The organism is Robbsia andropogonis (genome assembly GCF_034047095.1).
GTDB classification, from domain to species: domain Bacteria; phylum Pseudomonadota; class Gammaproteobacteria; order Burkholderiales; family Burkholderiaceae; genus Robbsia; species Robbsia andropogonis.
In genome coordinates, this window is the sequence record NZ_CP139170.1 from 3,111,449 (window position 1) to 3,132,443 (window position 20,995).

14 protein-coding genes are annotated in these 20,995 nt (G+C 62.1%); 9 read left to right on the forward strand and 5 right to left on the reverse strand.

Annotation, left to right across the window (positions count from 1 at the left end; genetic code table 11):
- The gene (gene glnE, locus SJQ66_RS27035; RefSeq protein WP_024901772.1) at window positions 1-3,243 is read right to left on the reverse strand and encodes a bifunctional [glutamate--ammonia ligase]-adenylyl-L-tyrosine phosphorylase/[glutamate--ammonia-ligase] adenylyltransferase; all 3,243 of its coding nucleotides are present in this window, start codon (window positions 3,241-3,243) and stop codon (window positions 1-3) included.
- 170 nt (window positions 3,244-3,413) lie between these two features.
- On the opposite strand from glnE, the gene SJQ66_RS27040 reads away from it, so the two are divergent.
- The 3 genes from SJQ66_RS27040 (at window position 3,414) to aroG (ending at window position 11,476) form a co-directional block, all read left to right on the forward strand.
- Complete coding sequence (locus tag SJQ66_RS27040) at window positions 3,414-8,315, forward strand: YhdP family phospholipid transporter (protein WP_320534774.1); 4,902 nt, start codon at window positions 3,414-3,416, stop codon at window positions 8,313-8,315.
- Between the two features lie 49 nt (window positions 8,316-8,364).
- The gene (gene tldD / locus SJQ66_RS27045; RefSeq protein ID WP_320534775.1) at window positions 8,365-9,867 is read left to right on the forward strand and encodes a metalloprotease TldD; all 1,503 of its coding nucleotides are present in this window, start codon (window positions 8,365-8,367) and stop codon (window positions 9,865-9,867) included.
- 526 nt (window positions 9,868-10,393) lie between these two features.
- Entirely contained in the window at window positions 10,394-11,476 is a 1,083-nt protein-coding gene (gene aroG / locus SJQ66_RS27050) for a 3-deoxy-7-phosphoheptulonate synthase AroG (RefSeq protein ID WP_253463850.1), read from the forward strand.
- Between the two features lie 8 nt (window positions 11,477-11,484).
- Here aroG and SJQ66_RS27055 read toward each other — a convergent pair whose 3' ends face one another.
- Window positions 11,485-12,189, reverse strand: coding sequence for a YopJ family acetyltransferase (locus tag SJQ66_RS27055; RefSeq protein WP_024901777.1), 705 nt, complete (start codon window positions 12,187-12,189; stop codon window positions 11,485-11,487).
- A gap of 406 nt (window positions 12,190-12,595) precedes the next feature.
- Between SJQ66_RS27055 and SJQ66_RS27060 the strand changes: the two genes are divergently transcribed.
- Window positions 12,596-13,270, forward strand: coding sequence for a hypothetical protein (locus SJQ66_RS27060; RefSeq protein WP_024901778.1), 675 nt, complete (start codon window positions 12,596-12,598; stop codon window positions 13,268-13,270).
- A 63-nt stretch (window positions 13,271-13,333) separates the two neighbouring features.
- Here SJQ66_RS27060 and SJQ66_RS27065 read toward each other — a convergent pair whose 3' ends face one another.
- Window positions 13,334-13,900, reverse strand: a complete 567-nt coding sequence (locus SJQ66_RS27065; RefSeq protein WP_024901779.1) for a cob(I)yrinic acid a,c-diamide adenosyltransferase — start codon at window positions 13,898-13,900, stop codon at window positions 13,334-13,336.
- 209 nt (window positions 13,901-14,109) lie between these two features.
- On the opposite strand from SJQ66_RS27065, the gene SJQ66_RS27070 reads away from it, so the two are divergent.
- The 5 genes from SJQ66_RS27070 to SJQ66_RS27090 all read left to right on the forward strand — a co-directional run bounded on the left by SJQ66_RS27070 (window position 14,110) and on the right by SJQ66_RS27090 (window position 19,117).
- The gene (locus SJQ66_RS27070) at window positions 14,110-15,585 is read left to right on the forward strand and encodes an FAD-binding oxidoreductase (protein WP_024901780.1); all 1,476 of its coding nucleotides are present in this window, start codon (window positions 14,110-14,112) and stop codon (window positions 15,583-15,585) included.
- A 79-nt stretch (window positions 15,586-15,664) separates the two neighbouring features.
- Window positions 15,665-16,039: a CidA/LrgA family protein gene (locus SJQ66_RS27075; RefSeq protein WP_024901781.1), complete on the forward strand. Its 375-nt coding sequence runs from the start codon at window positions 15,665-15,667 to the stop codon at window positions 16,037-16,039.
- On the forward strand, window positions 16,036-16,776 hold the full coding sequence (locus SJQ66_RS27080) for an LrgB family protein (protein ID WP_046153109.1): 741 nt from the start codon (window positions 16,036-16,038) through the stop codon (window positions 16,774-16,776). Before SJQ66_RS27075 ends, SJQ66_RS27080 begins: the two co-directional genes overlap by 4 nt.
- A 148-nt stretch (window positions 16,777-16,924) precedes the next feature.
- Window positions 16,925-17,689, forward strand: a complete 765-nt coding sequence (locus tag SJQ66_RS27085; RefSeq protein ID WP_024901784.1) for a YggS family pyridoxal phosphate-dependent enzyme — start codon at window positions 16,925-16,927, stop codon at window positions 17,687-17,689.
- Window positions 17,690-17,764: 75 nt separating this feature from the next.
- Window positions 17,765-19,117 (forward strand): hypothetical protein, encoded by a 1,353-nt coding sequence (locus tag SJQ66_RS27090; protein WP_320534776.1) that lies wholly within the window; start codon window positions 17,765-17,767, stop codon window positions 19,115-19,117.
- A gap of 71 nt (window positions 19,118-19,188) precedes the next feature.
- Here the strand turns inward: SJQ66_RS27090 and SJQ66_RS27095 are convergent, their stop codons facing one another.
- Together SJQ66_RS27095 and SJQ66_RS27100 are read right to left on the reverse strand one after the other, a co-directional pair.
- Window positions 19,189-20,544, reverse strand: a complete 1,356-nt coding sequence (locus SJQ66_RS27095; RefSeq protein WP_024901786.1) for a GntT/GntP/DsdX family permease — start codon at window positions 20,542-20,544, stop codon at window positions 19,189-19,191.
- 61 nt (window positions 20,545-20,605) lie between these two features.
- Window positions 20,606-20,995 (reverse strand): RidA family protein, encoded by a 390-nt coding sequence (locus tag SJQ66_RS27100; RefSeq protein WP_024901787.1) that lies wholly within the window; start codon window positions 20,993-20,995, stop codon window positions 20,606-20,608.

Genomic DNA, 20,995 nt, shown 5'->3' on the forward strand with positions numbered 1-20,995 from the left:
CTACCCCCTCGCCATCGGATCACCCAATGCCGAGGGCCCTTCCGCGGCGGCGATGTTTCCGAGCACATGATCCCAGAGTCGACAGACGGCGTGACGCTCGGTTTCTACCCGGCTCATGGCAACCCTGGCATGTAGCGCACCGTCCAGACGCACCCGATGCTGCAGTATGCGATAGCGCCGGTAGGCCGCCTGCACCGCCTGAATATCCGCCAGCGGCGCGAAGTCCAATCCCGCCAGCACATCGAGCAGCGCCAGATTCCCGCTGTTGCGAATCAACGCCGGGTGCGCCGCTGCATGGCGCAGCACGCCGTATTGGACGAGAAATTCGATATCGACCATGCCACCGCGATCGTGCTTCAGGTCGAACAACCCGCTGTGATTCGGATGCCCGTCATGCACGCGGGACCGCATGGCGACGATCTCGGCCGCCAACGCCCGAGCGTCACGCGGTGTCGCCAGCACCTCCTCGCGAATTTGTTCAAACGTCGCGCCAATGGCCGGATCGCCCGCGCAGTATCGCGCGCGCGTAATCGCCTGATGTTCCCAGACCCACGCGGTATTTGCCTGGCCGGCCTCGCGTTGTTGATAGCGACGAAAGCCATCGATCGGCGTCACCAGCAATCCCGACGATCCGTTCGGCCGTAATCGGAGATCGACATCGTAGAGCTGCCCGGCGCCGGTCGCAGTGGTCAGCCAGCTGATCAAACGCCGCGCCAGCCGCGTGTAATGCTCGGCGACATCGTCGCCCTCGCGCTGATCGTCGTAGAGGAAGATCAAATCGAGATCGGAACCATAGCCCAACTCCTTACCGCCCAACTTGCCATACGCAATGATGGCGAACCGGGGCAGGTCGCCTTCGAGCATCGGCCGCTCGGCGATCGCGCGCCAGACGGTTTCAAGCGTCACATCGAGCACCGTATCGGCCAGCTCCGACAAGCGGTCACTGACCGCCTCCACGCTCAATAGACCATACAGATCACGCAACAGAATGCGGAACACTTCCGCATGCTGCGCGTGCCGCAAGAGGTCCATCTGCTGCTCGACATCCGGCGCGGCATGGACTTTCGTGCCCCGGACGTGACCGGTCTTCGCCGTGCCATGCAATTTTTCACGCAGATCGTGTGCAAACGCCGACCAATCGAACGGTGCATGCACCGCTTCGTCATCAAGCAATTCGTCCAGTAGCTGGGGGTGCTTGATCAGATAGGTCGCCGCCCACTGCGCACCGGCCAGCACCTCAAGCACCCGACGCAACGCCACGGGAAACTCGGTCAGCAGCGCGAGATAGGCCCGCCGCCCGCAGATGCGCTCCAACAGATCGAGCCATCGCGCCAGCACTAGACGCCGCGCGGCGGGTCCCGATTCGCCGGCCGCTGCCGCATCGCGCGATGCCGCCGAGGCGTTGGCGGATATCTCCACCAACGCGCGCCGCACCAATGCATCCACGCGCTCACGGCTTTCCGATGGCAATTGCTGATAGCGCGACGCCACATGCATCGCGCGCATCCGTGCAATCAGATCATCGAGCGCCGCGTCATCGGCAGTGCCCGGACGCCGCGCCGTATCCACGCCATGGTCCCGCACCGCATCAAGATCCGGCTCGACAAGGCCAAGACACGCCGCATGCTGCCACAACACCGCACGCGCCTGCGGCCCATCGGACGCCCCTTCCTCCGACGTTTCATGCCACAACGCCTTCGCGGCGTCATCGGCGGTGCGAGATGGCGGCAACGTCCCCAGAGCTACCTCCTCCCCCGTCGCGCGCGGCACGGACGTCGCCGACGATCCATTGACCGTCACCGCCGCCAGTGCGTCCTGCGGTGCGAACAGTTGCTCGAACTCGCGCTCCACCACATCCCGGTGCGCGGCCAGCGTGGCTTGCAACGCCGCATAGTCACCCTCCCCCCGGGCGTCGACATGGCCCATTGCCGTTGCCAGGGCCGCGCGCCGCGCGGCATCCACAGGCATGGCATGCGTCTGTGCATCCTCGGCATATTGCAGACGATGCTCCAGGCGCCGCAGAAACGCATAGGCGTCGCGGAGCTGCGTCACATTCGCCTCACCAATCAAACCGCGCTGCACCGCAATCGCCAGCACCTGCAACGTGGGTCGTACGCGCAACGCCGGGTCCTGACCGCCTCGAACCAGTTGAAACACCTGCGCGCCGAATTCGATTTCACGAATCCCCCCTCGGCCGAGCTTGACGTCATCGGACAGGTCGGGCCGCAGCAGCGCCCGCCGCCGCGCCTCCTCACCGATCTGCTTGTGCAGGGAGCGGATGGCGTCGATGACGCCGAAGTCCAGGTAACGCCTGAATACAAACGGCCGTACCAATTGATCGAGTTGCACGGAGAGCCGCGCCTGCGCCTCACGCGCGGCAATCTGATCGACGCAAGGCAACAGGCGGCCCTTGATCCACGCGTAGCGCTCCCATTCACGCCCTTGCACGAAGAAATACGCCTCCAGCATCGCCATGCTGCATACCAACGGCCCGGAATCGCCGTTGGGCCGCAGCCGCATATCCACACGAAACACATAGCCGTCCGCCGTGCGCTCGGACAATGCGCCAATCAGCTTGCGGCCCATGCGCGTGAAAAAGTCATGGTTGTCGATGCCGGCACGCTCGCCTCCCGCTGTCTGGCCGGCCTCCTCGTAGACGAAAATCAAATCGATGTCCGACGACACGTTCAATTCCCGCCCTCCCAGCTTACCCATGCCGACGACGCCAAGCGCCAATGGCGCGCCGTCGGATTCGCGGAGCGGCATGCCGAAGCGTCGAACCATCGCATGCTCGATCGTATCCAGTGCCTGCGCGATGGCCACCTCGGCCAGGTCACTCATCGCATCGGTGACTTCGGTGAGATCCGCCAGCCCCGCCAGATCACGCGCCATCACCGTGCAGAAAATGTCGGCCCGCAGACGCCGCAGGGCGGTACACAATGCGTTGTAGCGCTGATCATCGTCGAGCGGTGCGTCCGCCTGCAAGCCATGCGCGGCGCGTATGACCGCCTCGGCGTCGGCGCGGCGCGCACTGTAACGCGTCATGATGCCGTCACGCGTCACCGGCCGATCGACATTTGCGTCGACATACGCGGCCACGTCCGGCCAGGCGGCAAAGGTCCTGGCGGCAAAACCGGAAAAGGCCGCGGCGCATCGTACCGCCCGACCGTGCCAAAGCGGGCCAGGCGGCACGACCGCTGCAAGCGATGGTGTGGCGGGAAGCGCGGAAAAGTCGTTGGACATGGAGCAAACACACAAAACGCGAATAGAACCGGAAGCGTATGCCAAAACGCGGGGCCATGGTAATAGGAGGGGCACTTCGTATCATCATCACCCGCCGTCTCGGGCCTGTCGCATCACTGTGATACATTGGGACATCGCCCCAAACTTACCTAGCCGTCCTTCCACGCAGTATGCTCGATCGCCGCGCACCCGTCGCCCCGTCACCGTCGTCAGCGCAATCGCAAGACCGCGAACATCGGGCAGGTGCCGGAAACGTGGTCAGTGCCGCCGCGCATGATCCATCCGTCACGACAAGCGGCACCGATGCGCCCATCCTGTTGGAGCGTGTCGAACCCCGCATGGGTAGTGGGGGGCATGGCGGCGGCGATGGCCCCGGTGACGATCAAGGCGACGACGCGCGCGGCCGGCGCACGCGATATTTCGATTACTCGATGCGCGTACTGAAGCGTGTGCTGGCAGTCGTCACGATCATCGCGTTGATCATCTATTTTGTCTTCGGCGCGGTGGCATTGACGCTACGCTATGTCGTGATGCCGAACGTGGACCGCTTTCGTCCCAGGGTGGAAGCGATAGCCAGCGCGGCATTGCATACGCCCGTACGCATCGGTCATATCTCGGCCCAGTGGCGCGGGTTCAAGCCGTCGTTCACGGTGACGGATCTACACATCGGCAACGGCGATACGCCCGGCGCGGCCACGGCGGCCGCGTCGACATCAATGGTCCCGGCAACCATCACCCTCCCCGCCCCGACCGCCGATGCCGACGCCTATGTCGACCGGGTACAGGCGACGCTCGCGTGGCGCTCGTTGCTGCGGCTGCAACCCATCTTGTCGCAACTGGTCATTGATCACGCGCGGGTGAACGCGGTTCGCGACGGCACCGGACGAATCATGATTGCCGGTATCGCGATCGGTCAGGGTGACGTGCGCAATCCGTATGCCTTGCCGAGCTGGCTGCTCGGCCAGCGCGAGATCGTGGTGCAAGACCTCGACTTGAGCTGGGTCGACCAGGCGGGTCCGGGACATGGCGCGCCGCCGCCACCGCCACTCCAATTGACGCATGCGCGCCTGGCCCTGATCAACGGCGGGCGGTATCACCGCGCCGGACTCCAGGGGAACCTTGTGGTCGACGCCGAGGGCTGCGCACAGACACCTTGCACCGGTGCCCCACGCGCCACCATGCCGATAGACCTCCGCGCCAGTTTCCAGAGCGCGCCTTTCAGGGCGTGGTTGCCGGGCCGGGCCGGCCGCGGCAATCCACGAAACTGGCACGGCGAAGTCTATATGGGGGCCACCCGGTTGGACCTGGCGGCATTGAACGACTATGTGGATAACACGATCGGCGCCCGTGCCGGCCATGCCGATATCCGAAGCTGGTGGCAATTCGATCACGGGGATGTCGGGCGCGTTCACGGCGCGATTTCGGCCCGCGGGCTTGCGCTGCAACTGCGACAAGGCTTGCCGCCCTTGCGCATCCCCACCGTCGACAGCCAATTCGCGGCGAGCCAGCACGACGGGGACTATCGCGCATCCGTACGCAACCTGGCGCTGGAGCTGGACGATCAGTCGTCGCTACCGGACGGAACGACACTGGGCCGCATGTTGAATGTCTCCCGCTTCGATGGCGAATATCGAACGCCGCGCGTTGGACGTGGCGAGAAGATCACCTTGTCCGGCGACGTGCTGGACATCGGCCTGCTTGCGGATTTCTCACGGACGCTGCCGCTGCCACGCCGCCTGAAACGCAATATCGATCGTTACGATCCGAGCGGCGTTCTCTCCAACTACCAGTTGGAATGGGAGCGCGAGGCACCGAAGGACGCGGCCGCCGCATCGGCGGCGCGGGTGCAAGGCGATGTGCCGCTACGCCGCTACAAGCTGCATGCAACGCTCGACGGCGTAACGCTGGCCGCCATGCCACCGCGTCCCGGTGTGAACGCGGCCGGGCATCCCCATATCGGACAGCCCGGCTTCTCCAATCTACGCGGCGTGATCGACGCGGATCAGGATGGCGGGACGGTCACACTTGATTCAAAGGAAGCCACGGTCACGATTCGCGGCATGTTCGACGATCCAACCCTCATGTTCGACACCCTGAGCGGGGCGGCGAGATGGCGGATCGTGCCTCAGGGGGATGCGAAGCGCATCGATGCCCATATCGATCATTTGACCGTGTCGAACACCGATGCCGCGGGACAGGTGCAGGCACGCTTCCGGGCGCTGCTCGATGCGGCACAGGACGGCTATCTCGATATCGACGGAAAACTGGACAGCGCCAACGTGCCGATGGTGCCGCGCTACCTGCCGACATCCATCACCCCATCAGTCCGGCAATACCTGACGCGCATGCTGAAAGCGGGTAGCACGCACGGCGCCACGATCGAAGCGCATGGCCGTTTGAATGACCTGCCCTATCCGCATGGCGCCTATCGCATTGCAACGTCGCGCGCCGCATCGACGCCCCCGTCGGAGGCAGGCAGAACGCAGGCGACCACGGCGATCGACTCACCGGACGACGGCGCGCCGCCCGGTGGCACGAGCACATTCAAGGTCAGCGCACCGTTTGCAAATGCCTCGGCTGATATCTCGCCGCCCCCGTCTGTGCGACTATCGAACGGGGAGCCGGAAAAATGGCCAGTGTTCGACGGACTGGGCGGACACTTTTTCATCGATGGCCGTCAGTTGGGATTCGATGTGGACAGCGGCCACTACCGGCAAGTGCGCATCGATACGATGCAGGGCCGCATCCCGGACCTTGGCGACCGTAAGCGTGACTTGCATATCGAGGGCCGGGTGCGCGGGCCGTTGTCCGATTTCGTCGACTTCGTCGGGCATAGCCCGCTAGGCTATTGGAGCAACCAGCTCGCCGCGCCGGCGAAAGCGCAAGGCAATGCCACGCTGGCGCTGCGCATCGATGTCTCGCGGCAGCAAATTGAAGGCGCGACAAACACCAGCACCGCCATTGTCGCGGGCGCGCCACGTAGCACGACCGCAACCGCGCCGGCGACGCCACCGGATAAGCAGACGACCGGGAACGCGACCGCCTCGACCGATGGCGCCGCGGGCACGACACTGGCTCGCCCGGAACCGGTCAAGGCCTCCGGGACCGTGCGCTTCGAGCGTAATCGCGTGATCTATGGCGCCGCGCCGCCGATCGACAACCTGACCGGAGAGGTGAATTTCACGAATCACACCGCCGTCTCCCGCAATCTGCAAGGGCGATTCCTCGGCGGTGACGTGCGTGCGGACGGCACGATGACAGCCGACGGCGGCTTGAATATCCAGATTCGAGGCCGCGTCGCGCCCGAGCGCGTGGCGACGGCGAGCGACCCACGATATGCCTCGCTATTGCGCCATTTCTCGGGCACGGCACCCTATCAGGTGCAGGTGCGCCGCACAGGTCACGAGCCCATCCGCATGACGCTACGCTCCGATCTGGCAGGGCTTGGCATCGACTTGCCCGCACCGCTGCACAAGGCGCCGGACAGTCCGATGACGGTGTCGATGGATTGGCGCACGCTCGGCGGCACTGGCGCCCGGGGCAGTACGGAACCATTGCAGCGAATCGATCTCGTGGCCGGCCCCGTCTATGCGGCCTATCTGAGACGGGCCAGCACGACGACCCCGTCCGCCATGACGGGTATGGGCGGCAACGCAGGCACATCAGGTACGATCGTCGCTGGCGCGATCGGGCTCGGCGGCCTGCCGGCGCTTCCAGAACAAGGCGTGCTGGGGGAATTGCACGTCGCGCAATTCGATGCCGACGCGTGGCGGGCGGTCCTCGCGGAGGTCGACCTGTCCGGCAGGACCACGACCAGGCGCGACTTCACACCGGACCCTGCCGATGCCTCATCATCGGATGCGAATCGCCCGGGCGACGGCTGGTTGCCTGATCACGTGGATATCGCCGTCGATGACCTGCATCTGTTGTCGCGCCACTGGCACGATGTCCGTCTCAACGGCAGCCGCACATCCCATAAGGGCTGGCGCGCAAACGTCGACGCGCGTGAAGTGAAAGGGGAAGCAAGTTGGCAACCGCAAGGCGGCAGCGCCGTTCATGCACGCTTTTCGAGATTGCTGATTCCCGCCGGCGACGCCGCGACCGAAACCGGGACCGCGACGCCCGCGGCGCAACAGCAAGCGGCGCGGACCACACGTGTGCTCGCCACGGCACCACAGGCGGCGACGCACTTCCCCGCCATCGACCTGAAAGCCGATCAATTCGGTTTCGATGGCCGGCCCATCGGCAAGCTGTCGCTATTGGCGCACAACGTGGCGACCGCCGATGACACCTTATGGCAGGTCGACGATCTGACCCTCAGCCACCCCGCCGCCACGCTTCACGCCAGCGGCGACTGGCGCGTTGACAAGTCAGGCGACGTTGCGCACACCGGCGTGGACTTCCAACTGAACTTGCACGACAGCGGTGCCTTGCTGACCGCGCTCGGCATGCCTGACACCGTCAAGGGCGGCAAGGGCACACTCGACGGCGCGTTGAATTGGGAAGGCAATCCCGGCACGCCGGATGTCAGGACACTCGATGGGAAGCTCAAGCTCGACTTGCATCGCGGCCAGTTCCTGAAGGTCAACCCCGGCGCGGCACGGCTACTGGGCTTGCTGAGCCTGCAAGGCCTGGTGCGCTTCCTGCAGCTCGATTTCAAGAGCGTATTCGGCAAGGGTCTGGCCTTCAACCGCCTCTCCGGCACCACCACCGTTCGCAAAGGGGTGGCCAGCACGCTGGACGCCACGCTATCGACGGCGCCGGCGCTGTTCACGATGTCCGGTACCGCGAACATCATCGACGAGACGCAGGATTTTCATGTGACCGTCGTGCCGCACTTGAATGCCGTGACGGCATCCGTTGCCGCCGCGGTGCTGAACCCGATCATCGGGCTGGGGACGCTCGTCGCGCAATTGGCGCTGTCCGAGCCAATTTCCCGCAGCCTGACGCGACACTATCTGGTGCAGGGAACGTGGGATAAACCACAGGTTCGGCGTGCCGACGGCAATCGCGGTAACATTGCCCCAACGGCCGACGCAGTCGCCACGCAGCAGTCGGCCCCCGCGCATTGATACGGTAAATCTTGCCGTTACGCGCGTATCCTTTTTACGAGGACTCTGCATGCATCCGACCGATTCCGCTATCCGATCCCTGAGCATCGCGCAACAAGCGTTGCTGGCGCCGCATGGCCTTGACGAAGCCCAGTTACTGCGCACGCTCGGCTCGATTTTCAAGGCCCGGGTCGATTACGCGGACCTGTATTTCCAGACGACCCGCTCCGAAGCGTGGAGCCTCGAGGAAGGCATCGTCAAATCCGGTTCGTTCAGCATCGATCAAGGTGTCGGCGTCCGCGCCATCGCAGGCGACCGTACCGCGTTCGCCTATTCAGACGACCTCTCCCCTCAAGAGCTGATGCAGGCGGCCGAGGCCACGCGTGCGATCGGCACGTTCAACCAGGGCAGCGGCAAACGCAAGGTGCCTGGCAATGGCAACGGCGGCAAGCGCATCGTGCCCGCCAACGCGCTGCACGGTGTCTACGGGCGCGATCTCTACCTGCCGCAAGATCCACTGGCCTCCCTTGACGCGACCGCCAAAGTGCAATTGCTCGAACGGATCGAGAAGATGGCCCGCGCACGCGACTCGCGCGTCACGCAAGTGATGGCCGGACTCGCCGGCGAGTATGACATCGTCATGGTCGCGCGCAGCGATGGCGTGATGGCGGCCGACATCCGCCCACTGGTTCGTATTTCCGTAACGGTCATCGCCGAACAGAATGGTCGCCGCGAAGTAGGCAGCGGCGGCGGCGGCGGCCGCTTCGACTACCGCTACTTCGACGACGAAAAGCTGGAAAGCTATGTCGACGACGCGGTGCGCGCGGCACTGGTCAACCTCGACGCCAAGCCGGCTCCCGCGGGCAATATGAGTGTGGTGCTCGGCCCGGGCTGGCCGGGCGTGTTGCTGCATGAAGCCGTCGGGCATGGCCTGGAGGGTGACTTCAACCGCAAGGGCTCGTCGGCATTCGCGGGCAAGATCGGTGAACGCGTGGCGGCAAAAGGCGTCACGGTCGTCGACGACGGCACGCTGCCACACCGCCGCGGCTCGCTGAATATTGACGACGAAGGCAATCCGACGCAGTGTACGACGCTGATCGAGGACGGTATCCTGAAAGGCTATATTCAGGATTCGCTGAATGCCCGCCTGATGGGCATGCCGGTGACCGGCAACGCGCGACGCGAATCGTACTCGGCGTTGCCGATGCCCCGCATGACGAATACCTACATGCTGAACGGCGACAAGACGCCCGAAGAAATCATTGCATCGGTCAAGAAGGGCTTGTATGCGGTGAACTTCGGCGGCGGCCAGGTCGACATCACGAACGGTAAATTCGTGTTTTCCGCATCCGAGGCCTATATGATCGAAGACGGCAAGATCACCTATCCGGTCAAAGGCGCGACACTGATCGGCAGCGGTCCGGAATCGCTGAAGTACGTCAGCATGATCGGCAACGACATGGCCCTGGACCGCGGCGTAGGCGTCTGCGGCAAGGACGGCCAGAGCGTGCCGGTAGGGGTGGGCCAGCCTACGCTGCGGATCGACCGGATGACTGTCGGCGGCACGGCCTGATCGCGGCGATGCGATAAGACAACGCCACGACTGCGATACGCATAAAACGTCGAATCAACGCGGATTATTCGCAGAAATTCGGCGCTTTATGCTTCTTATCCGCGAAATCACCCCCTCTACTTGCGTTGTGCGTAACCAGGGCGTATAAAGTTTCCTTATCGATGCGCCCGCGACGTCTTGCCGCGGGACGGCGAAAACGCGTAAAGCGCTTCCCTTTCGCCGCATCTCTGAATGTGCATGTATCGCCAGTGACGACAATGTCTCAATCTGCCCGCCTTTATTTTGCGTTTTATTTTTATCTCGAGCCCATGGCGGACGGAGAGGGGTGCTGACGCACTGAACACACCGAAACGAACCGCCGCCCAGTCTGGCGGTTTTTTTTTATTCCATTTTTGCGGTACCGCTTTTTGCTGCATCTCCGCCACCGCCGGGCCGGGCCCGCGGTTGATGTGCTCCTCGAACGCCTCCGCGGGATGTGAAGGGAACACTGGCCGAGCGCAGACCAACAGACAATTAGGAGACCGATATGGGCCTGCACAATACCGATGACGTCCGGATTCGCGAAATGAAAGAGTTGACGCCCCCCGCGCACCTGCTGCGTGAATTCCCGTGCGACGATGTCTCGTCGCAACTGATCTTCCATACCCGCGCCGCACTGCATCGCATCCTGCACGGCATGGAAGATCGTCTGATCGTCATCGTCGGTCCCTGCTCGATTCATGATACGAAGGCCGCACTGGAGTACGCGGATCGCCTGCGTGCACAACGAGATCGCTTCAGCAGTGAACTCGAAGTCATCATGCGCGTGTATTTCGAAAAGCCGCGCACCACGGTTGGCTGGAAAGGCCTGATAAACGACCCGAGGCTCGACAACAGCTTCAAGATCAACGAAGGTTTGCGGACCGCGCGTGATTTACTCGTCGAGATCAATCGCCGAGGGGTGCCGGCCGGCACCGAATTCCTCGACATGATCAGCCCGCAATACATCGCCGACCTGGTGTCATGGGGCGCGATCGGCGCACGGACGACCGAGTCGCAGGTACACCGCGAACTGGCATCGGGACTGTCCTGCCCGGTCGGCTTCAAGAACGGCACGGACGGCAATGTGAAGATTGCCGTGGATGCCATCAAATCGGCATCGCAACCGCACCACTTCCTTTCCGTGACAAAGGGTGGTCACTCGGCCATCGTCTCGACCTCCGGCAACGAGGATTGCCACGTCATCCTGCGCGGTGGCAAGACACCCAATTACGATGCGGCAAGTGTCGATGCCGCATGCAATCAGATCGGCCAAGCCGGTCTGGCCGCCCGCCTGATGGTAGATGCGAGCCATGCAAACAGCGAGAAGAAGCACGAGAACCAGATCCCGGTCTGCGCCAATATCGGTGCACAGATTGCCGGTGGCGAGCAGCGGATCGTAGGCGTGATGATCGAATCGCATCTGGTCGCCGGCCGCCAGGACCTGACGCCTGGCTGCACGCTGGATGCATTGCAATACGGCCAGAGCATCACCGATGCCTGTATCGGTTGGGAAGACAGCGTTGGCGTACTGGAGACACTGGCCGCCGCGGTCCGGCAACGACGCCTCCTGCGTAGCCGCGGTAACTGACCTCGCTTTTACGGCTGCACGGGCAGCGTCCTAAGCGCGCGGCGCACGTAGTCCCATCGTTTATGGAGGATGGACGCATTGTGGTTTCGTGACGGATCGTCCGAACGTGGTGTCATGTACTTGCCACCGCGCATCATGCGTGATTCATTGCGTTTGTTCACGACCACTCCATCGCGCCGGTCCGCTGAAATCGCGCCGATCTGGCGCAACGACGATGCATGCTTGTAAAATGCGGACGGAAGGTTCAACGCCTCCGCCTTTACCACCGTCGGCCAATCCATGCATGATGCCGGCGCGTCAAGATTCTCACGATGCCATCGCGCGGTCTGCTCGCTCGTCATTTTCCTGGCTAAAAACAAACAGAACATCGCGTAGTCCTGCCGTGGTTTCTGAAGACCCATGGCGATGACACAGCGATGCAGGGCCGCAATAGCGTCAAACGCATCAAGCAACGTCGCGCCGAAGAAATCGTGATAAATCGCTGCGGTAGGAAGCCCCATTGTGTGCATTGGACTCAGCCACTCGTGCTGGACGACTTCAGCCACGTCGTCCGCCGGCAACACGGCGCGATCCAGACTGTTGTTCTGAAAGTCGATCGGGCGGTGCGTCTCCAGATTACGCTCTATACGCTTGAGTATCTCGTGCGCCGCCTGCTCATCAGACCGCGTCGGCGTGCCGTGAACATCGTCCAATGGTGCCTCGCGCCCGGTCATACCTCTTCGACTTGACGGCGTGAGGCTCGGATTGCGTGCTGTCTTGATACATTTTATTTCTTCTCCTAAATAATTTATCAATATCTTCCAAATTTCTGACTTTACGCATTGCAAGCAGGGACGGAAGCATCCCGCTATTTCTTTCCCATCTCGACGGAGATTACGCGAATCGAATATCGATCAACGCTGGCGCTGAAAAAAGCAGTTCACAAATGTCGGACGCAGACACCTGTCTTACATCACAGGATCTGCCTACGATAATGCCAATCGGATCTTTTGAAGCTTAACAGGCATCCAAGGTATTTTTATAACATGCGCCGTCAAAAAGACGAGACTCAGCGCATGCCTCCACTACGCTTCCCTTGATTCGATCGGCAAAACGATTTATCCACGAGGGAGCATCATCATGCCTAGCGCCTATCCGCCAGCAACCGTCACAGTCGACCAATTACAGCGAGGCGACATCCTGCTATATATCGATGAACCGGAGACGACGACCGCCGCGCACTTGTTGATCCATATCGCGCAGTTACCGCAGCAACTAGCACGTTGGCGCACTCGCCACGGCAACTCGAGAATAGTCCATGCACTACTTTGGACGCGACTGTCCGATGGTGCACACGACGTCACGGAAATGTCAGGCGGGGACGTCCTGAGAATCCGAAACGCGCGGTTGGATGCAGGCTTTTATCGCGTTTACCGAATGATCGATAATCACGACATGGCACATACGGCTGCAACAGTCGCGGCGGCGTGGGGCGCCGAGGGTAACGTTCCCTATAGCAAACGAGGGGCGGCAACCTCAGTCGTCCGGTCTTCTCATTATGGATCGATGGCAAGAGCCGAAACTGAGAAACACGCGGCGGACGCGTTTGTTTCACATCCGGCATGGGCGAGTGAGGGTGCGTTCTGTTCGCAGTTAGTCATCGCGGCGTACCAGGCAGCCGCATCGATGTGTGAGGTCAAGCCGAAGCGGGTGCTCAACTTGCACGCGGCGGCGACATCGCCCGTCACGCTGCACCGCGGATTGAAGAAGAGCGAACACTTTCATGAATGCGGGTATTTACGGCATGTTGCGTGACAGCGCATACGATTGCGTAGCCCATGACCTTACCTGCCGATGTTATTCGTTCCCTTGTTCCTTCTAACGCCCGCCCCGCTCGCGTGGAGAACGCCAATAGACTTCGTCGTGCCCCTCGGTGCGATTAAGCTGCCGCGCAACAACAAAAAGCCAATCGGACAGCCGATTTAAATACAGGCAGCCCACGCGCGAACCACCGTCCTCCGGATCGTCAGCCAACGACCACAGACTACGCTCCGCGCGCCGGCTGACGGTTCTTGCAACGTGCGCAGCGGCGGCTGCGGCGGTCCCACCCGGCAAGATGAATTCTCGCAACGGCGGCAAATCGGCATTGCCGTCCTCGATCCATTGCTCCACGGCCAACACTGCTTTTTCGGGAAATACGCTGATGCCCGGCATCGCGAGTTCCCCGCCAAGATCGAACAAATCGTGCTGCGCCGCGAGCAAGCACGTGCGGATCGACTCCGGCAACGCATGCGTCAATAGCACGCCTAGCGTCGCATTCAGCTCGTCCACATCGCCAAGCGCGGCAATCCGCAAGGAAGTCTTGGCAACCCTACGCCCGTCGCCAAGGCCGGTCGTCCCGGCATCCCCCGTGCGCGTCACGATTTTCGTCAGTCGATTTTTCATTTCGTTCCCTCATTACACGGCAGCGCCACCCACCCTTGCGCCGCTATCGCGCCGCCAGACATGTGGCAAACACCTGGCATTGTAGAATGGAAGGCACATACCGGATCATGTACATCGCATTATCCCTCTGCGTGATAATGCAGCAATAAAGCGTAGAATTCAGGTCATCCCACGACCTTTCTGTGGTGCTTCGGCACACGCCTCCCATCATGACGTCTGGCCTTCATTCGCCTTCCGCCGCACCGTCCGCACATGCCGCGCGCGGTGTACCGCGCCGCCCGCCCCTCTCACCCGCGCTGCTCGACGCGTTGCAAACGCGTTTTGGCACCCGCGTCACGACGGCGGATGCCGTCCGCGAACACCACGGTAGCGACGAATCACCGTACGACCCGGTGCCGCCCGAAGCCGTGGTGTTCGCGCATTCCACCAAGGAAGTCAGCGACATCGTCACGCTCTGCGCGCATCATGGCACGCCGTTGATTCCCTACGGCGCGGGATCATCGATCGAGGGGCAACTGCTGGCCATCGAAGGCGGCATCTCGATCGACCTGTCCGAAATGAATGCCATCGTGTCGGTGCACGCCGAGGACCTGACCGCGACAGTGCAGGCCGGCGTGACGCGCAAGGGGCTGAACGAACACCTGCGCGACACGGGGCTGTTCTTCCCGATTGATCCAGGCGCCGATGCCAGCCTGGGCGGCATGGCATCCACGCGTGCGTCGGGCACGAACGCGGTCCGCTACGGCTCGATGCGTGAAAATGTACTGGACCTGACCGTGGTGCTGGCCGACGGCCGCGTCATCAAGACCGGTACGCGCGCGCGCAAGTCGTCGGCGGGCTACGACCTGACACGCCTGTTCGTCGGTTCCGAGGGAACACTGGGCATCATCACCGAGGTCACGGTCCGGCTATACCCGCAACCGGAACATCTGTCGGTGGCAATCTGCACCTTCCCGACGATGAACGAGGCAGTGCGGACGGTAATCGAGACGATCCAGATTGGCGTTCCGATCTCGCGAGTCGAATTCATCGACCCGCTGGCGATCCGCGCGCTTAACGACTATTCAAAGCTGTCGATGACCGAGGCGCCCACGCTGTTCTTCGAGTTCCAGGGTTCGCAATCGGCGATCGACGAACAGATCGCGGCGGTGCGCGAACTCGCCGACGGGCATGGTGCATCCGATTTTCAGTGGGCGACAAGGCCTGAAGAGCGCAACAAGCTGTGGACCGCGCGACACAACGCACTGTTCGCCTTCCTGCAATTGCGCCCCGGTTGCAAGGCCATCACAACTGATGTCTGCGTGCCGATTTCGCGTCTGGCCGACTGTGTCAACGAGACCGCGGCGGATCTGGCCGAGTCCGGGCTCTTGTGTCCGATCGTTGGTCATGTGGGTGACGGCAACTTCCACGTCCTGATCCTGGTGGACCCGAACACCGAAGGCGAATTTGAAAAAGGCGAAGCGCTGAACCAGCGTCTGGTACGCCGCGCCATCGCGATGGACGGCACCTGCACCGGCGAACACGGCATCGGCCTGCACAAGATGGGCTTCCTGGTGGAGGAGCATGGCGAGGATGTCATCGGCGTCATGCGCGCCATCAAGCAGGCGCTTGATCCGAAAAACCTGATGAACCCAGGCAAGATCTTCGCTTTCGAGGGACCGACGGTGCCCGCGTTATCCGTCTGACACCGTTCTCCACCAGATACGATGCCGCGCAGGGTTGCGTCGCGCGGCCCCGCTGACTTTCATTGCTACCCGCGTTCTCATGCTTGCTGCCTTCACGGCCCTGCTGGGCTTTCAATTGCTAGGCGAGGCGCTTGCCTTGCTGCTACATCTGCCGATCCCGGGTTCGGTCATCGGCATGATCCTGTTGTTCCTTTTCCTGTTGTGGCGTCCGAGCGTGGCGAAGTCCGTGGAACCTGCGGCGGATACGCTGCTCAAGCACCTATCGCTGTTGTTCGTGCCGGCCGGCGCGGGCGTGATGACTTTTGGCGCCCGTATGGGCGACGAGCTGCCTGCCCTCGCTGTCACCCTGCTTGTCAGCACGGTCCTTGCCATTGCCGTAACGGCGCTGGTGACCAGTGCGCTGATGCGTGACGGTAGGGGTGACAAGCCCAAAGGCGGACAGGTGGAGCAATGACCACGACGACCACGCTGCCCGCCATCTGGATCACGCTGTCGGCATCGCCGTTGTTTGCATTGATCTTGACCATTGGCGTGTACCTGATCGCACTGGCCGTGTCGCGGCGCACCGGCTCGCACCCCCTGGCCAATCCCGTGCTGATGTCAATTGTCCTGATTGTCCTCGTGCTGTCCCTGACGCATACGTCGTACGCGACGTATTTCCACGGCGCGTGGACGATCCATTTCCTACTTGGCCCCGCAACGGTCGCGCTTGCCGTGCCCTTGTTTCGGCAATCGGTGAAACTGCGACGCACCTTACTGCCCTTGTTGGGCGGCCTCGTGGCGGGTTCGCTGACCGCCATTCTCTCCGCCGTGTTCGTGGCGCGTTGCCTGGATTTGCCCTGGCAGACCGTGGCGTCGCTGGCACCGAAGTCCGTCACGACACCGATTGCCATGGCGATTTCCGAAAAGATCGGTGGCCTGCCGTCGCTGACCGCCGTGTTGGTGATTGCCACGGGCATCATCGGCGCCGCCCTGGGACCGACGATCCTGCGCCTAGTGCGAGTGCGAGAGCATGAGGCCGGCGGCTTCGCGATCGGCGTGGCGGCGCATGGCATCGGCACCGCACGCGCCTTTCAAACCAGCGCCGAGATGGGCGCATTCTCCGGCCTCGGCATGGGTATCAACGGCCTCTTCACCGCTATTGTCGTCCCCTTTCTGCTGCCCCTGCTTTCCGGCTGGCTGGGCCACTGACAAGCGGAGCGACGTGGCGGACGCCGCATCCTCGAGCAACATGCGCGTTCCTTGCAGATCGCGGGCGGCGATTTGAACGTCGTCGACCGCTGCGCTCGCCAAAAGTGATACCTTGACGACTCTTGTTCCATGTTTCCCAGAACGCCCCATGCTATCGTCCACCACGCCTCTCGCCAATGACGGCACACGCCTGCGGCAGCAACTCGACGCGGTGCGCGCCCGTATCGCGGAGACCGAGCGGCTTGCGCATCGTCCACCGAACAGCGTCGGCCTGCTCGCCGTCTCGAAAACGTTTCCCGCGGAAGATGTCCGTCAGTTGCATGATCTTGGCCAGCGTGCCTTTGGCGAGAACTACGTGCAGGAAGCGCTTGAAAAGATCGCAGCGCTGCGTGATCTGCGTGCATCGCTGGAATGGCATTTCATCGGTCCGTTGCAAAGCAACAAAACACGCGCGGTCGCCGAGGCGTTCGACTGGGTTCATACGGTGGACCGCCTGAAAATCGCAAACCGGCTGTCCGAGCAGCGGCCGGCGCATCTGCCGCCCCTGAATGTCTGCGTGCAGGTCAATATCAGCCACGAAGCGCGCAAGCATGGTGTGGCGCCATCGGACACGTTGGCGCTGTTGCGCGAGGTTGCAAAGCTTCCTCGACTGCGCCTGCGTGGATTGATGGCCATTCCCGCCGCACTTGGCAATGACACGTCTTCATCGACAGACATGGAGGCGCAGCGGACGCCACATCGTGCGTTACATACTTTGCGCGATCAAGCACGCGGTGCAGGGATCGACCTCGACACGCTGTCCATCGGCATGTCCGCTGATCTGGAAGCCGCCATTTTTGAAGGAAGCACCTTGGTGCGCATTGGCTCTGCGATCTTCGGACATCGCGCCTACGGCACTACATCCATCGGTTAGGTCGTCGGCACGCGCGCGCCGCATTAACATGACTTGAAGCGCGGAAGATGCTTCTTATCAAGCTGAGGGCCTTTGTTGCATTCTCGTATTTGCAGCGAATCAACCATTCGCCGGCGACCATCCACCAATACGTCGTTCACGGCGGCCAAGCCTTACGATGCAGCCCGGTCGAATGACGCGCAAGCGCGAACCGCCTCATGGGTCGAAAACACAGTCGGCATGGCGCATGCGGATGGCGCGGAAGAGAGCACCGATATCGAGGACATCGACTACGCCAGGCGCAACCGATTCGAGATCGTCAGAGCGTGGGGGGAACGCCGGTCACGACAGATGGCAAACAAGGTGGAACAAACGGGATGCCCGGCCAGTGCTGATGCCAGGCGCGCGATGCGTCGATTCCTGAAGCGTTTCCAGAAACCGACCGCTTCATCGGAGCCGATGGCGACCACGGAAAGAAAGGCCAGACCTGGCCCTCTGGCCGACTATCTCGACCTTCGCACGTTCAACGTAGCCGAGAGAGAAGCATTCGATTTGTCTCGCCTGCGCGCGCCACCATCCATCGTGCCGCAACCGCCTTGCCCAGCGACCTTTGGGTGGGAAACCGACTTATTTTCCAGCAATGCCCATGATGGCGACATCGTTGCCGCGAGGGCTTTAGCATTGGATGCGCTTCGGGCCGAGCATGACGATATCGCGTTACCGGAAACGTTGACACGCTGTGCGACAGGCTTGTTAGGACGCGAAAATTTTTTTGTCATGTACCGTGTCGACATTCGACCCGCCGAGGTCCTTTTGCGCACGGGCTTCGGACGATCCCGATGTTTCCTCGGCGTCGATCCAATGCTTTATTCCGGCGACCCTACCCGCGGCGCGAAAGACGCCGGACAAGATGGCGCCTATGATCCCTTGATCGGCAGCGCATCGTTACGCGGCGCACGGTACGTGTTCACGCGCGGCATCGTCAACGTCACCGGGCACGATATCCCCCGCCTCTACGCAATTCGCGCGGACGGTATTCGCGGCGCCTCCAATGCGGAAAATTTTTGCTATCTCGACCGCGCTATTGATCATTATTCAGGTGACGCGCTACGTGAAATGGACGAGATGCATCTCGACGCGGAACCGGTCACCTCGGCGCATATCCATCTGCTCGATTGCGAAGATCCCGCCGAACGCAGACTGATCGCCACGTTGCTGCATAAGCTGCCTTACGATGTCTTCGGCGTGCCGTTGCGCGATTTCGTCGCGTTCGAGGCGTTGGCGAAACGCCACGGTCATCCGATCATCGATACGTACGATTTTCCAGAGGCGGAAGCGTTCTTCAAGGCACGCTGGTTACCCGTGCCATGCAATGACGCGTCATTGCGCCGCGTGGCATGGCCCCATGACGGGCTCGACCAAGGCGGCACCGGGGATCACCCCCAATAGCGATGCCGTGGATGCCGGACGGTTGAAACCTACCCGCTTTCGCGCCGCGCCCGCCGGCACGGCCTGATGGATCACATCACAACCGACAGACCCAAGGTCAGCGCGAGTGCCACCACGGAGATGATCGTCTCCAGCACGGACCAGGTCTTAAACGTCTGCGCCACGGTCATGTTCAGATATTCCTTGATCAGCCAAAACCCACCGTCGTTGACATGCGACAGGATCAACGAACCTGCCCCGGTCGCCAGCACCAACAGTTCCGGACGAGTGCCGGTAGCCACTGCCGCGATCGGCGCAATGATGCCCGCAGCGGTCGTCATCGCCACCGTGGCGGACCCCGTCGCAAGACGGATCAGCGCCGCCACCAGCCATGCAAGCACCAACAGCGGTACATGTGCGCCCGTGGCCACGTCGACGATCGCCTTCGATACGCCGCTATCCATCAAGATGCGGCCAAAACCGGCACCCGCACCTACCACCAGCGTGATGCTCGCGGTGGGCGCCAGGCAGTCGTTCGACCATTTCAGAATCATTTCACGCGTAAAGCCGCGTGCCTTGCCGAACGTGTAGAAGCTCAGCAACACCGCCAACAGAAGTGCCATGTCGGGGTTACCGATCAGGCGTAGCAGGTCGTTCGCCGTTGATTTCGGCGTCGTGAACAGGTCGGCCCAACTGCCGACTAGCATCAAGACCACGGGCAGCAACACCGTCACCAGCGTCAAGCCGAAGCTCGGCAGTTGCCGTGTGCTGCCGTCCTCCTTCGCCGTGAACTGCTCGGCGATCGGATTGTGCTCCGGCAGCGTGATATGCGGCGCGATGAATTTCGCCCAGAGCGGGCCAGCGCAGATCGCGGTGGGAATACCGACGATCAGCGCGAACAGGATCGTTCGACCGATATCGGCGTTATAGGCGCTGACCGCCAGCAAGGCCGCCGGGTGAGGCGGGACCAGACCATGCACGACGGACAGACCTGCGATCATCGGCAGACCGACCTTGATCATCGACACGCCGGTACGGCGCGCGACGTTGAACGCGATCGGCACCAACAGCACGAAACCCACCTCGAAGAACACCGGCAGACCGACGAGAAAGCCGATGCACATCATCGCCCATTCGACATTCTTTTCGCCGAACGTATTAATCATCGTGCGGGCGATACGTTCCGCCCCACCGGACTCGGCCATCATCTTGCCAAGCATAGTGCCCAGCCCGACGACGATGGCAATGTGGCCCAAAGCGCCACCCACACCTGTCTCAAAAGACTTGACGATCGTCGGGATCGGCATGCCGACGACCAACGCCAGAAGGACCGACACCACCATCAGCGTGATGAATGGATTCAGCTTGAACTTGGCGATCAGCACGATCAGTGCGATCACCGCCACCAGCGCATAGACCAGCAGCATTCCACCATGAACGGGTGTCATGACTTCCCCTTTAGAATCGGACGTGTATTGTATTGAAATTGCAGGCTACGGCGGCGTATTGTCAGGATCTCTTATAGGCAACGCAGTCGACTTCGACCTTGCAGTCGATCACCATGCTCGATTGCACACACGCGCGGGCCGGTGGATTCGCGCCGAAATATTCCGCGAACACGCGATTGAACGACATGAAGTCCCGGGCATCGTCAAGCCAGACACCACACCGCATTACATGCTCTGGACCATAGCCGGCCTCTTCCAGAATAGACAGCAAGTTGCGGATGGCCTGGTGCGATTGCGTGACGATACCGCCCTCGACAACCTCGCCATTGACCATCGGCGTCTGGCCCGACACCCACAGCCAGCCGTCCGCCTGCGTCGCGCGCGCAAACGGCAGGTTTTGTCCTCCCGTGCCCTTGCCGCCCTCCACGCCATAGCGCTTGATATCCGTCAT

What these genes read in the sequence shown, in the direction of transcription:
- SJQ66_RS27055 (WP_024901777.1), bottom strand. Translation starts at nt 12,189, where the DNA reads ATGACCGGGCGCGAGGCACCATTGGACGATGTTCACGGCACGCCGACG.
- SJQ66_RS27060 (WP_024901778.1), top strand. Translation starts at nt 12,596, where the DNA reads ATGCCTAGCGCCTATCCGCCAGCAACCGTCACAGTCGACCAATTACAG.
- aroG (WP_253463850.1), top strand. Translation starts at nt 10,394, where the DNA reads ATGGGCCTGCACAATACCGATGACGTCCGGATTCGCGAAATGAAAGAG.
- SJQ66_RS27100 (WP_024901787.1), bottom strand. Translation starts at nt 20,995, where the DNA reads ATGACGGATATCAAGCGCTATGGCGTGGAGGGCGGCAAGGGCACGGGA.
- SJQ66_RS27085 (WP_024901784.1), top strand. Translation starts at nt 16,925, where the DNA reads ATGCTATCGTCCACCACGCCTCTCGCCAATGACGGCACACGCCTGCGG.
- glnE (WP_024901772.1), bottom strand. Translation starts at nt 3,243, where the DNA reads ATGTCCAACGACTTTTCCGCGCTTCCCGCCACACCATCGCTTGCAGCG.
- tldD (WP_320534775.1), top strand. Translation starts at nt 8,365, where the DNA reads ATGCATCCGACCGATTCCGCTATCCGATCCCTGAGCATCGCGCAACAA.
- SJQ66_RS27070 (WP_024901780.1), top strand. Translation starts at nt 14,110, where the DNA reads ATGACGTCTGGCCTTCATTCGCCTTCCGCCGCACCGTCCGCACATGCC.
- SJQ66_RS27095 (WP_024901786.1), bottom strand. Translation starts at nt 20,544, where the DNA reads ATGACACCCGTTCATGGTGGAATGCTGCTGGTCTATGCGCTGGTGGCG.
- SJQ66_RS27065 (WP_024901779.1), bottom strand. Translation starts at nt 13,900, where the DNA reads ATGAAAAATCGACTGACGAAAATCGTGACGCGCACGGGGGATGCCGGG.
- SJQ66_RS27040 (WP_320534774.1), top strand. Translation starts at nt 3,414, where the DNA reads ATGCTCGATCGCCGCGCACCCGTCGCCCCGTCACCGTCGTCAGCGCAA.
- SJQ66_RS27075 (WP_024901781.1), top strand. Translation starts at nt 15,665, where the DNA reads ATGCTTGCTGCCTTCACGGCCCTGCTGGGCTTTCAATTGCTAGGCGAG.
- SJQ66_RS27080 (WP_046153109.1), top strand. Translation starts at nt 16,036, where the DNA reads ATGACCACGACGACCACGCTGCCCGCCATCTGGATCACGCTGTCGGCA.